The 9,256-nt window shown below is 48.3% G+C and carries 21 protein-coding genes; 17 read left to right on the forward strand and 4 right to left on the reverse strand.

Annotated features, from left to right (window positions below; translation table 11 throughout):
- Nucleotides 1-10 precede the first annotated feature (10 nt).
- Nucleotides 11-313 carry a CII family transcriptional regulator gene (locus LY264_RS19470; RefSeq protein ID WP_249457429.1) on the reverse strand — a complete coding sequence of 101 codons (303 nt, stop codon included), beginning with the start codon at nt 311-313 and terminating at the stop codon, nt 11-13.
- A 140-nt stretch (nt 314-453) separates the two neighbouring features.
- Complete coding sequence (locus tag LY264_RS19475; RefSeq protein WP_057064744.1) at nt 454-672, reverse strand: helix-turn-helix domain-containing protein; 219 nt, start codon at nt 670-672, stop codon at nt 454-456.
- A 66-nt stretch (nt 673-738) separates the two neighbouring features.
- Here LY264_RS19475 and LY264_RS19480 point away from each other — a divergent pair, with 66 nt between their 5' ends.
- On the forward strand, nt 739-1,500 hold the full coding sequence (locus LY264_RS19480; protein ID WP_249457680.1) for a LexA family transcriptional regulator: 762 nt from the start codon (nt 739-741) through the stop codon (nt 1,498-1,500).
- A gap of 153 nt (nt 1,501-1,653) precedes the next feature.
- Entirely contained in the window at nt 1,654-2,631 is a 978-nt protein-coding gene (locus LY264_RS19485; protein WP_203437163.1) for a P63C domain-containing protein, read from the forward strand.
- A 34-nt stretch (nt 2,632-2,665) separates the two neighbouring features.
- On the opposite strand, the gene LY264_RS19490 is transcribed toward LY264_RS19485, so the two are convergent.
- Entirely contained in the window at nt 2,666-2,890 is a 225-nt protein-coding gene (locus tag LY264_RS19490; protein WP_249457431.1) for a hypothetical protein, read from the reverse strand.
- Nucleotides 2,891-3,170: 280 nt separating this feature from the next.
- On the opposite strand from LY264_RS19490, the gene LY264_RS26005 reads away from it, so the two are divergent.
- From LY264_RS26005 to LY264_RS19540, 12 genes are all read left to right on the forward strand, one after another.
- Nucleotides 3,171-3,587 carry an HNH endonuclease gene (locus LY264_RS26005; protein WP_000947484.1) on the forward strand — a complete coding sequence of 139 codons (417 nt, stop codon included), beginning with the start codon at nt 3,171-3,173 and terminating at the stop codon, nt 3,585-3,587.
- Nucleotides 3,588-3,761: 174 nt separating this feature from the next.
- Nucleotides 3,762-4,025, forward strand: a complete 264-nt coding sequence (locus tag LY264_RS19495) for a hypothetical protein (RefSeq protein WP_249457434.1) — start codon at nt 3,762-3,764, stop codon at nt 4,023-4,025.
- Nucleotides 4,026-4,068: 43 nt separating this feature from the next.
- Complete coding sequence (locus LY264_RS19500; protein ID WP_249457437.1) at nt 4,069-4,257, forward strand: DUF551 domain-containing protein; 189 nt, start codon at nt 4,069-4,071, stop codon at nt 4,255-4,257.
- Between the two features lie 157 nt (nt 4,258-4,414).
- Nucleotides 4,415-4,669: a DUF7446 family protein gene (locus tag LY264_RS19505; RefSeq protein ID WP_117343697.1), complete on the forward strand. Its 255-nt coding sequence runs from the start codon at nt 4,415-4,417 to the stop codon at nt 4,667-4,669.
- Nucleotides 4,666-4,824 (forward strand): hypothetical protein, encoded by a 159-nt coding sequence (locus LY264_RS19510; protein ID WP_249457439.1) that lies wholly within the window; start codon nt 4,666-4,668, stop codon nt 4,822-4,824. The genes LY264_RS19505 and LY264_RS19510 overlap by 4 nt, the downstream gene beginning before the upstream one ends.
- Nucleotides 4,825-4,835: 11 nt before the next feature.
- Entirely contained in the window at nt 4,836-4,955 is a 120-nt protein-coding gene (gene kil, locus LY264_RS26010; RefSeq protein ID WP_412096478.1) for a host cell division inhibitory peptide Kil, read from the forward strand.
- A 2-nt stretch (nt 4,956-4,957) separates the two neighbouring features.
- Nucleotides 4,958-5,152: a DUF551 domain-containing protein gene (locus tag LY264_RS19515; protein WP_181561752.1), complete on the forward strand. Its 195-nt coding sequence runs from the start codon at nt 4,958-4,960 to the stop codon at nt 5,150-5,152.
- Between the two features lie 76 nt (nt 5,153-5,228).
- Nucleotides 5,229-6,233 carry a coiled-coil domain-containing protein gene (locus tag LY264_RS19520; protein ID WP_249457442.1) on the forward strand — a complete coding sequence of 335 codons (1,005 nt, stop codon included), beginning with the start codon at nt 5,229-5,231 and terminating at the stop codon, nt 6,231-6,233.
- A gap of 7 nt (nt 6,234-6,240) precedes the next feature.
- Nucleotides 6,241-6,438, forward strand: a complete 198-nt coding sequence (locus LY264_RS19525; protein WP_048211027.1) for a hypothetical protein — start codon at nt 6,241-6,243, stop codon at nt 6,436-6,438.
- A complete protein-coding gene (locus LY264_RS19530) occupies nt 6,435-6,593 on the forward strand; it encodes a hypothetical protein (protein ID WP_249457445.1) in 159 nt (52 codons plus the stop codon). The genes LY264_RS19525 and LY264_RS19530 overlap by 4 nt, the downstream gene beginning before the upstream one ends.
- The gene (locus LY264_RS19535; RefSeq protein WP_249457449.1) at nt 6,590-7,315 is read left to right on the forward strand and encodes a Rad52/Rad22 family DNA repair protein; all 726 of its coding nucleotides are present in this window, start codon (nt 6,590-6,592) and stop codon (nt 7,313-7,315) included. The genes LY264_RS19530 and LY264_RS19535 overlap by 4 nt, the downstream gene beginning before the upstream one ends.
- A gap of 321 nt (nt 7,316-7,636) precedes the next feature.
- The gene (locus tag LY264_RS19540) at nt 7,637-8,089 is read left to right on the forward strand and encodes a hypothetical protein (RefSeq protein WP_249457684.1); all 453 of its coding nucleotides are present in this window, start codon (nt 7,637-7,639) and stop codon (nt 8,087-8,089) included.
- A 146-nt stretch (nt 8,090-8,235) separates the two neighbouring features.
- On the opposite strand, the gene LY264_RS19545 is transcribed toward LY264_RS19540, so the two are convergent.
- A complete protein-coding gene (locus LY264_RS19545) occupies nt 8,236-8,379 on the reverse strand; it encodes a hypothetical protein (protein ID WP_249457452.1) in 144 nt (47 codons plus the stop codon).
- Nucleotides 8,380-8,407: 28 nt separating this feature from the next.
- Here LY264_RS19545 and LY264_RS19550 point away from each other — a divergent pair, with 28 nt between their 5' ends.
- The 3 genes from LY264_RS19550 to LY264_RS19560 all read left to right on the forward strand — a co-directional run bounded on the left by LY264_RS19550 (nt 8,408) and on the right by LY264_RS19560 (nt 9,248).
- Nucleotides 8,408-8,584 (forward strand): TraR/DksA C4-type zinc finger protein, encoded by a 177-nt coding sequence (locus tag LY264_RS19550; RefSeq protein WP_338030616.1) that lies wholly within the window; start codon nt 8,408-8,410, stop codon nt 8,582-8,584.
- Nucleotides 8,585-8,662: 78 nt separating this feature from the next.
- Nucleotides 8,663-9,031, forward strand: coding sequence for a phage protein NinX family protein (locus LY264_RS19555; protein WP_171846080.1), 369 nt, complete (start codon nt 8,663-8,665; stop codon nt 9,029-9,031).
- Nucleotides 9,009-9,248, forward strand: coding sequence for a DUF4222 domain-containing protein (locus LY264_RS19560; RefSeq protein ID WP_249457459.1), 240 nt, complete (start codon nt 9,009-9,011; stop codon nt 9,246-9,248). Before LY264_RS19555 ends, LY264_RS19560 begins: the two co-directional genes overlap by 23 nt.
- The last annotated feature ends 8 nt before the right edge of the window (nt 9,249-9,256 follow it).

A 9,256-nucleotide genomic window follows, 5' to 3' on the forward strand; every position in this document is an offset into this window, starting at 1 on the left:
GTTATTCGACTCAGAATTGCATGGTGATTTGATCTGAATCCTCGACCTCGACCGTCGGGGATTTTTTCTTTGTGAGCACCGCAGCTACTTCTTTTGCCAACCGCGCCATATCGTCATCTACGACACCCCACTCCAGAACTGCCAACAGCATTGCCATCTTCGGTAGCCACGTTTCTTTCCAGCGGGTTATCTGTGCCTTATCGACGCCGATCTCTTTAGCTACGTTGTTGCCACCTTTCATGGCGATACGGTTAAGCAACCAGGATTCAATGCGACGGGCATTGACCTTGTTGCGGTTAATTGAGTTTTCCATTTGTTAAATTCCTTTGGTGTTAAATAGTTAATTGATAAATCGTTTGTTCTTTTTATCGTGCACCATTGACGGTCATCCATGACCACGCCGGGCACCCGACCATATACCGGGCCGTTCGGTAATATTTTTAAAGAGATTTTTTAGGCAGTAAAAATGCCTGGATACAGCACTTCCTTTGACAGACCGGTCGCTTCTTCGTATTTGCGCATCTTGGTAACCGGGAGGCTTCCGCCTCGCTTTTTAAGCATGTTGATGGCCTGAGGAGTAACCCCTACCTTTTCGGCTAGGATTTTCTGAGAACCACCAACAGCACTGATAGCCATGTCAAGAGGAGTAACAGTCTTCGGTTTGTTGATCATGTCTTACTCCAGTTAACGTTAATCAACACCATGTTAATTCATGGCGTGGATTAAATCAACATCATGATGATGGAAAAAATACACATCATGTTTACCATGGAGGGAAGCGGAGGTTTTATGAGTGGAATTGCAGAAAGAATCCGGCATTTACTTGCCAGAGAAAATATGAAGCAGAAGGATTTAGCTGAACAGCTTTCTACGAGTGCGCAGACTGTCAATAACTGGATTAAGCGTGACTCCATAAGCCGTGAGGCTGCTCAGCAAATTTCAGAGAAGTATGGGTATTCTTTAGACTGGCTTTTAAATGGCAAGGGATCACCAAAGATAACTGATGATGCTGGGATCCCTCCTGAATCAGAATGGGGAACCGTAGACGCATGGGACAAGAACACGCCACTACCAGATGATGAGGTTGAAGTGCCGTTCCTTAAGGACATTGAATTTGCATGTGGTGATGGGCGCGTACATAGCGAAGATCATAACGGTTTTAAGCTGAGGTTCTCAAAGGCAACATTGCGTCGCGTTGGGGCAAATAGCGATGGTTCTGGCGTTCTTTGTTTCCCGGCAACCGGTGACAGCATGGAACCAGTAATACCTGATGGGACAACCGTTGCGGTAGACACGAATAATAAGCGCATAGTCGATGGTAAACTTTATGCTATCGCTCAGCCAGGTGGCGGAGACGATAAGCTGAAGCGAATAAAACAGCTATATCGCAATCCCGGCGGGATGCTGACTATACGCAGCTTTAACCGTGAAGATGAGACGGCGAACGAGTCCGATGTAGAAATCATTGGGCGCGTGTTCTGGTACTCCGTGTTGCTGTAGTGGCCTGATGAGACGTTTGGGTGATGAGAGGTCGCAGAGATGCGGCCTTTTTTATGCACAAAACAATGCAAGCATAAAATAAAAAATAATGCTTGCTTTTATTCTTATGCGCTGTTTATTATGCAAGCACATTTCACAGCATGGTACTTGCATATGTCAGGCGATAAAAAAGAACCAAAAGGTAAGGCAAAAGGTGGAGTAGCTCGCGCGAAATCTCTTACCAAAGAACAGCGAGCTAATATTGCCAAAAAAGCAGCAGCGGCGCGATGGGGTGACAAGCCACTTAAAGCCACCCATAAAGGAAACTTCATGGATGAGTTTGGCATTGATGTTGAATGCTACGTCCTTAATGACGAAAACAAAACCGCTGTGGTTTCTGGTGCTGGTCTTGCGCGACTACTTGGTCTTGGTGACCACATGATAGCTGTCACTCGCCTCCTGAACGCGCAATATATGTCCGACTTCATAGGTACAGTTTTGCGTGAAAAAATGGAAAAACCATTTAAATTTCAATGGCACCATGGAGGATCAGTTTTTGGCTCAGGTGAAGCTAATGGCTACGATTTAACTGCCGTTGGCGACATGGCGATTGCCATTTTAAATGCGCACCAAGCAAATGCACTTCCTCAAACACGAGCCAAAGCTGCAATGATGGCCCAGAAACTGGCTGGTGCATCTATGAAGGCTGGGCTTAAGGGCCTAGCATATGCAGTAGCCGGTTATAGGCCGGAAGTGCAAGAAGTAATCGATGCCTTTAAAGCATTCGTTCGCGAAGAAGCGCGACAGTACGAAAGAGAATTTCCTGACGAACTGTATGAAGAATGGTATCGGTTATATGGACTTAATCGCCCGGAGAAAGGCAGGCCTATCCGCTTTGGTCAGCTGACTAATATGCAAATTTACGTTCCTCTCGCGAAGAGCAAAGGTAAGATTCTTGAACAGATCCGAGCGAGTCGTGACGAGAATGGTAAACAATCAGACAAGCTACACCTCTTCCTGTCCGAAATTGGCGTCAAGGCGTTACGACAACATATCGGCAAACTTCTTGGCGTTGCTGCGATGAGCGATAACAAAGAAGAGTACGAGGCTGGAATTGAAAAGGTCTTCGGGAGAATGAAGCCAGAATTCTAATATCTACTACCTACCCGGCCACCGCGCCGGGTTTTTACTGCCCCTTCCTCACAAACTCCGCAGCATCCCTCAGCAATCCCTTGTGAATAACATTACCCACAGCCTTCCTCTTGGCCTCCAGGCTATCCACAATCGCATCACGACTAATCACCACACCGCCGATAATCAGCTCAACAACCGCACCACCGATCTCGCCAGCGATGAAAGCTGCACGATCTTCTAGTAGTTCATCTCTTCCAATATCCATTCCTAAACCCATAACAAAGCCCTCTTTGATGTTTTTCTGAGCATAACACCAACAAAGCACAAAAATAAATAAACATACAAATCAACAGGAAGGAATAAAATCAACATAATTAATCCACACCGTGTTGACTATCAAATCCACATGATGTTTAATTACCCCATCGGAACAACACAGCGTTTCGGTCAGTCGAACGGCGCGACAGTAAATCATGCGTCGGCCCCATGGCGAGCCAATGGACGGTTCCAATATGCGGGATTGCTTAACCTGATGTTTTCTTTTTAGAGAGATCAGCATGTTAAGTGATTGCATAGAGCATAACCAAAAACAAAATTACGGTACCACTTCAACTCGAATCAACGGTAAGACAGTGGCGATAAGGCTTCACAGGAAAGCCTACTGCGAATCAGTCGGTGTCTCTATTGAGAGCATTAAAGGGCGTGTAGTGCTGCATATGTGTGATAACCCGCGATGCATCAACCCAGAGCATTTGGTGCTTGGTACTCAGTTGGAAAACGTAAGGGATATGGAAATTAAAGGGAGAGGAAATCACGTCTCTGGAGAGAGAAACGGTTCCGCGAAACTTACCGCAGAAGATGTTCTTGAAATACGAAGCTCCACGCTTAGTAACAGGAAAATAGCAGCCATCTATGGACTGTCTGATTCGTACATTAGTTCAATTAGGCTTCGCAAGAAGTGGAAACACATATAGCCCGCCTAGGCGGGTTCAGGATGAACGGCAATTGGATGCAAACGGAATGTTTTGTAGTGCGGTGAAATGCAGCTGCTACGACAGTAACCGGGAAGATAAGCAACCCGGCACCGCACCACAAAGGATTCCGAGTAAATCGGTTACGGCGCGTTAATTAACTTATGAGGTGAGGCAATGGATATTAAAAAATTACTCCAAGAAATTGAAAACTTGGAATCAAACATAAGAGACATAGACAACTTATTGGGAGCGCATGGGCTGCATGGATTTAACTTGATTGTTGTTGCAGCTAACCATACCCAATGGAGAGGCGCCGCCGATCAGGAGTTTCTAATTGAAGCACTCAAATCGAAAAGAAACGAGATGCACGAGAGGCTTGTGAAGTTGATTGATGCGGTTGGAGTTGTTGAAAAGGTAATTGATGGACTGGTCGCTTAGGCGGCCTTTTTATTAGCTCACGATACAAACAGAGGGTAAGGCGATGGAATGGTTTAAGTGCAGTGAAAGGCAGCCTATGAAAAATCGACTGCTACTGCTTTTTGTTGATGGTGATTATGAGTTCGGAAGGTTGCAGGAAGATGATTTCTGGATCTATACAAACGGCGCATTCAAGAAGCGCTATGCACCGCAAGAAGTAACGCATTGGGCAATGCTCAATCACCCTGAATAACCCGCTCCGGCGGGTTTTTTATTGCTGATACCACAGCGCCTTCACGAGGGTGCTCTGTTATCACGGCGGCTATCCACCGCTTACTAATTTTGCAGCGATGAAAATTGCATGCAGAGGTCTTTACGTTCAGCGGCGCGGCTTAAGCGCGGAGATGATTATGAGCAATCCAATCATGGTGAATCGCAGCGGACTTACCAACCGCATATACGCTGGAAGAGCAAAGCCAGCAAAGAACTTTGCTTTTGGCGCAATGAAATTTATTGGCGAGAAGTTTGATGTTACTGACCAGGTTCTTCATGCCACAGCTCATTACCTCGCGAAGACCGACGACATAAAAGTATTTTCACTTCCCGATGGTCGTGAAATTCACCTCCGCGCTGACATCAAAGAAAAGCAGGAGGCTAAGTCATGACAGTCACCCACAACGGCAAGCTGTACCACGCATCAAAACTCAACGCCAACGAGTGGCAACTCTCATCAGTCGACAAACCTCGCGAGAAAATCACAATGAACCGCTGGCAGATGCACATTGCCGGGTTATTGCAGCAGTTGGAGGGTAAATCATGATTAATCACAACATGCTTCGAGCGGCGCAGAGCAAAGCGGTAATCGCTCGTTACCTAGGTGATTCGGTTATGTGGATGTCAGCCTACAACGATATGAAGGCGGCAATTGGTTTTCCGTGGCACAGGAAATGATTATGGAATGGATTAAGTGTGGCGATCGTTTGCCTGATAATACTGAGTTTGTTCTTTGCATTGAAAAACGTTCTGGTTATGGAACTTACGGACAACCATTCGTTTGCTGGCATGATGGTGATGGTTGGGTGGGTAAAACTAATTACCGTCCAACCGTAACCCATTGGATGCCGTTACCTGAACCACCAACCGAATAACAAACCTCACAACTCCCCCCCCTACTCGTCCGGCTATCGCAGACGGGAAGCTCACAACCAAATTTCAGGAGAGACCATGAGTGAAGTAACGGATTTAGTCGTTATCGAAAAATCGAGTGCAATGGCTGTATTCACCAATAACGAGCAGCTCGATCCCATCATTGAAAAAATCGAGAAAGAAGCTCGCAGCCTGGTACCGGATGTATCCACCAAGAAAGGCCGTGATGCTATCGCATCCATGGCGCACAAGGTTGCGCGTTCCAAAACGTATATCGACAACGCCGGTAAAGACCTGGTAGCTGAACTGAAGGCACTACCAAAGCAGATTGATGAGAGTCGCCGCATTGTTCGCGATCGTCTGGACGCGCTGAAAGATGAAGTGCGCCGACCGCTAACCGAGTGGGAAGCCGAGCAGGAACGTATTGCAGCAGAAAAAGCTGCTGAAGAAGAGCGCCTGCGTATTGAAGCTGAGGAAAAGGCAGCACTAGAAGCACTCAAAAAACAGATAGAAGCCGATCACGAAATGGCACTCTTGATGAATGACGCTTTCGACCGCGCCGCAAAAGAAAAAGCTGAAGAAGCCGAACGCCAGCGCATTGCTCATGAAGAAAAGTTAAAGCGTCAGGCAGCAGAACAGGCTAAGCGCGAAGCTGAAGAGAAAGCAGCAGCTGAACTGGCGGCAGCGAAGAAACGCGAAGAGGATGCGATTGCAGCAAGAGCACAGGCTGAATTACTGGCCAAGCAAGCACAAGAACGCGCAGAGCAGGAAGCTAAAGACGCCGCTGCGAAAGCTGAAGCAGAGAAGAAAGCAGCCATTGAAGCGGAACAGCGCAAAGCACAGGAAGAAGCAGATCTCATTAAGCGTGAGGCTGAAGCGAAAGAAGCCGCCCGTTTGGAAGAAGAGAAACGCATCGCTGACGAAAAGGCAAAGCGTGAAGCTGACGTGAAGCACCGCAAAGCCGTTGGCACTGAAATCGTTAACGCACTCACCGCTAATACCAGCATCTCACGCGATCAGGCTATCGAAGTCCTGAAGGCGCTGATGGATGGACTGGTACCGAGAACTCAAATTAACTACTGAGGTGCATATGAAACTGAAACTTAAATATGACCACGCTCATGGATATCTGGACAGCCAGCGCAATCAGGTCCTTGAGCTTGATGGTGTGACGCTTGATGGGACAGTAGACACACGAGAAGTCCTCCCGCAGTTAGACGGCGCTGTAGTTCTCGAATGGCTTACTGAACAGGGTTATGTAATCACACATCAGGAGCAAGCGGCATGAGCGTTGCAGAGCGATGGGGTGATGATGCTTTCATCCGGCTTATGTCTGATGTGATTCCCGTTGCTCCAGATGAAAGAGATGAGCCGGTTAACCTGGCTGCTGAGCGACAGAATCCGATTATCATCATGGACGAATTTGCGGGGGATTTTACATGAATCTGGATCAGTTAGATGCGCCATTTGCAAGTGCGGACATTGAGTGGCGCATTCAGCAAGCGGGAAAAAACAATAACGGCATCTGGGCCAAAGTGCTGGCCTACGTTACCAACCGCGCAATCATGAAGCGGCTGGATGAAGTATGCGGAAAGGCTGGCTGGCGCAACGAATACCGGGATATCCCGAATAATGGCGGAGTTGAGTGCGGTATTTCCATCAAGGTTGAAGGCGAGTGGATCACCAAGTGGGATGCGGCAGAAAACACACAGGTTGAAGCTGTGAAAGGTGGTCGCTCTGGTGCCATGAAGCGCGCCGCCGTGCAATGGGGGATCGGTCGTTACCTCTACAACCTGGAGGAAGGGTTCGCAGTGGTTTCAGCAACACGAGCGCCCGGGTTCCAGTACGCCAAATCAAAAGAGGTTGGCGTGTTCTACTGGAAAGCGCCATCGCTCCCCGTATGGGCATTGCCATCAGGAACACAGATTGAGCAGAACCAGCAACCTCATGATGGTCACCAGCAGGAAGACCAGGCACCTCAGTCAGTGGATGCGGACAAGATCCTAGCCGAATTCTCTGCATACGCCAGTTCGGAAAATGATAGCGACCAGCTAAAGCATCGTTATGAAGATGCATGGAAATTACTGAGCGGCTTTGCTGAGCACCAGGCCAAATGCAAAGACGTAACCGGCATTCGAATCAGAGAACTCAAACAGGCGGCATAACCGCCTCTCCTATCTAACAGCGGGCGGCATCGCCGTTATCGATATGACTCCAGAAACTATCCTCAGCATTCTGCGCAAGGACGCGCGGAACAATATCACTGCGTTCCATAGATGGAAAACTTCAGCAGGCGCACTAAGCCACTCAGAAGGAATCACCCTCAATTACCACGAACCATATTACGAGGGATGGGCCCCTAACTTAGAGATGCAACAAACATTCATCTCAGGCCCTGCGCTGGACCAAATACAACAACACCTGATCGCTGAGGAATGGGGAAACGGAACGATCGGCGGATGTGTGTATCGCCTTAAGGAGAACCAATGAGCGAACTTTGGCAACCGTGGGAGAACCTGTTCCTGCATGATGTTGGCAGAACAATGCCGGTTCAGGTTATAGCAGAAAAGCTTGAGCGTTCCGAATCGGCAATCACTCGCCAGGCATCACGTATCGGCGCACCACTTATCAGCAAGATGACCGGCAGACCATGGACGGCAGCCGAGCTTCATCTCTTTGGCCGGTTCTCAGAAGAAGAGATAGCCACAGCAACCGGTCGATCCATTTACTCAGTCAGAAGCAAGCGTAATGCACTGGCCCGCTCCGGAGGATTAACTATGCGTGAATGGACTGCATGTGAATTGGCTGCGCTCATGCGCTACACCAACGCAGAAGTAGCAGAGATTACCGGTAGGAGTATCGAAGAGGTCGGAGATAAGCGGCTTGCTGTGAATATTGAGCGGAATGGATGGGATAAGCATAAAACGGAGGACGCATGACGCTAACCAAACGAATCACAAGGTCGCTCGGGCGGCCTTTTTATTTTCTCGCGTTCACCTTCAACCGAATTAACCGACAGTTCATGGAGCACTGATGAAAAGGTCATCACTCGCTATTGCTATCGCTCTTTCATCAATAGCACCAGTCAGGCAATGGAGCGTTGCTGAAATATCCCCTGCTTTACGTATGGATGCCAGTTATCCAGTTGGTGGCGGTAAGACGGGTATTGCAGCAGCACGCCGAGCAGCCAAAAAGCGTAGGAGAAGTCGCAAATGACATCTGAAATCATCGATCAGGCCAGCGCTCTCGAAGAGATGATGCGCGACCATGCTATTCAGGCTCACAGACTCAACCACTCAGCAGTATCAGCAACACACTGTGAGGAATGCGGTGATCGCCTCAGTAACGAGCGACGGAAAGCGTATCCGGGATGCGCGATGTGCGTCGAGTGCCAGAGCAATATGGAATTGCGTAAGAAGATTGGGAGGATGTGATGTGGCCTATCTGTAAACACTGCGGACGTATGTGCTGGAGCGGTTGGTGCGTCAAATGTGATAAGCGAGGGTGATGTGATGGATTACAGCAAGCTAAGCGATTTTGAGATTAACGCGACAATTCATTTTGGTCACATGCCATGCTTTAAGGTTAGCGCTAATTACTGCTCATTTGAGACGCTCATTGGCGAAATGAGAGGGTTTGGGAATTACCACTATAAGCAAAATTTCCCTGACTACTGCAACAACCCTGCTGACGCGTGGCCGATTATCGTTGAGCGAAAAATTAATATCGAATGGCATGAATGGAAAAACAGCGAATGGAAACCTTATGCGCTCAATAACGCGAGTACGAAATCATGCTATGACAACAACCCACTCCGCGCCGCAATGATTGTATTCCTCATGATGCAGGACTCTGCCAATGTTCAGGATAATACAGCCTAATACCTGGTACGCCGATCCCCACGGCGCGCCCTGCAAAATCCTCCGCTCTACCCACGAAGTCATCCACTACATCAGAAACGGTCGAACCTGCATCGCCAGCATGGGTCGCTTCCAATCAGAGTTTGAACCGCTGACCAAAGCACAGGCCGAGCGGATCGCCGAAGAAATCGAAACAGCAGAACACTTAAAACGCCTCCGCGCTATGCGTGCGGCATGAGGAGAGAT

This window comes from Citrobacter portucalensis (assembly GCF_023374935.1).
Taxonomy (GTDB): domain Bacteria; phylum Pseudomonadota; class Gammaproteobacteria; order Enterobacterales; family Enterobacteriaceae; genus Citrobacter; species Citrobacter portucalensis.

What these genes read in the sequence shown, in the direction of transcription:
- LY264_RS19470 (WP_249457429.1), bottom strand. Translation starts at nt 313, where the DNA reads ATGGAAAACTCAATTAACCGCAACAAGGTCAATGCCCGTCGCATTGAA.
- LY264_RS19475 (WP_057064744.1), bottom strand. Translation starts at nt 672, where the DNA reads ATGATCAACAAACCGAAGACTGTTACTCCTCTTGACATGGCTATCAGT.
- LY264_RS19480 (WP_249457680.1), top strand. Translation starts at nt 739, where the DNA reads ATGATGGAAAAAATACACATCATGTTTACCATGGAGGGAAGCGGAGGT.
- LY264_RS19485 (WP_203437163.1), top strand. Translation starts at nt 1,654, where the DNA reads ATGTCAGGCGATAAAAAAGAACCAAAAGGTAAGGCAAAAGGTGGAGTA.
- LY264_RS19490 (WP_249457431.1), bottom strand. Translation starts at nt 2,890, where the DNA reads ATGGGTTTAGGAATGGATATTGGAAGAGATGAACTACTAGAAGATCGT.
- LY264_RS26005 (WP_000947484.1), top strand. Translation starts at nt 3,171, where the DNA reads ATGTTAAGTGATTGCATAGAGCATAACCAAAAACAAAATTACGGTACC.
- LY264_RS19495 (WP_249457434.1), top strand. Translation starts at nt 3,762, where the DNA reads ATGGATATTAAAAAATTACTCCAAGAAATTGAAAACTTGGAATCAAAC.
- LY264_RS19500 (WP_249457437.1), top strand. Translation starts at nt 4,069, where the DNA reads ATGGAATGGTTTAAGTGCAGTGAAAGGCAGCCTATGAAAAATCGACTG.
- LY264_RS19505 (WP_117343697.1), top strand. Translation starts at nt 4,415, where the DNA reads ATGAGCAATCCAATCATGGTGAATCGCAGCGGACTTACCAACCGCATA.
- LY264_RS19510 (WP_249457439.1), top strand. Translation starts at nt 4,666, where the DNA reads ATGACAGTCACCCACAACGGCAAGCTGTACCACGCATCAAAACTCAAC.
- kil (WP_412096478.1), top strand. Translation starts at nt 4,836, where the DNA reads ATGCTTCGAGCGGCGCAGAGCAAAGCGGTAATCGCTCGTTACCTAGGT.
- LY264_RS19515 (WP_181561752.1), top strand. Translation starts at nt 4,958, where the DNA reads ATGGAATGGATTAAGTGTGGCGATCGTTTGCCTGATAATACTGAGTTT.
- LY264_RS19520 (WP_249457442.1), top strand. Translation starts at nt 5,229, where the DNA reads ATGAGTGAAGTAACGGATTTAGTCGTTATCGAAAAATCGAGTGCAATG.
- LY264_RS19525 (WP_048211027.1), top strand. Translation starts at nt 6,241, where the DNA reads ATGAAACTGAAACTTAAATATGACCACGCTCATGGATATCTGGACAGC.
- LY264_RS19530 (WP_249457445.1), top strand. Translation starts at nt 6,435, where the DNA reads ATGAGCGTTGCAGAGCGATGGGGTGATGATGCTTTCATCCGGCTTATG.
- LY264_RS19535 (WP_249457449.1), top strand. Translation starts at nt 6,590, where the DNA reads ATGAATCTGGATCAGTTAGATGCGCCATTTGCAAGTGCGGACATTGAG.
- LY264_RS19540 (WP_249457684.1), top strand. Translation starts at nt 7,637, where the DNA reads ATGAGCGAACTTTGGCAACCGTGGGAGAACCTGTTCCTGCATGATGTT.
- LY264_RS19545 (WP_249457452.1), bottom strand. Translation starts at nt 8,379, where the DNA reads ATGATTTCAGATGTCATTTGCGACTTCTCCTACGCTTTTTGGCTGCTC.
- LY264_RS19550 (WP_338030616.1), top strand. Translation starts at nt 8,408, where the DNA reads ATGCGCGACCATGCTATTCAGGCTCACAGACTCAACCACTCAGCAGTA.
- LY264_RS19555 (WP_171846080.1), top strand. Translation starts at nt 8,663, where the DNA reads ATGGATTACAGCAAGCTAAGCGATTTTGAGATTAACGCGACAATTCAT.
- LY264_RS19560 (WP_249457459.1), top strand. Translation starts at nt 9,009, where the DNA reads ATGTTCAGGATAATACAGCCTAATACCTGGTACGCCGATCCCCACGGC.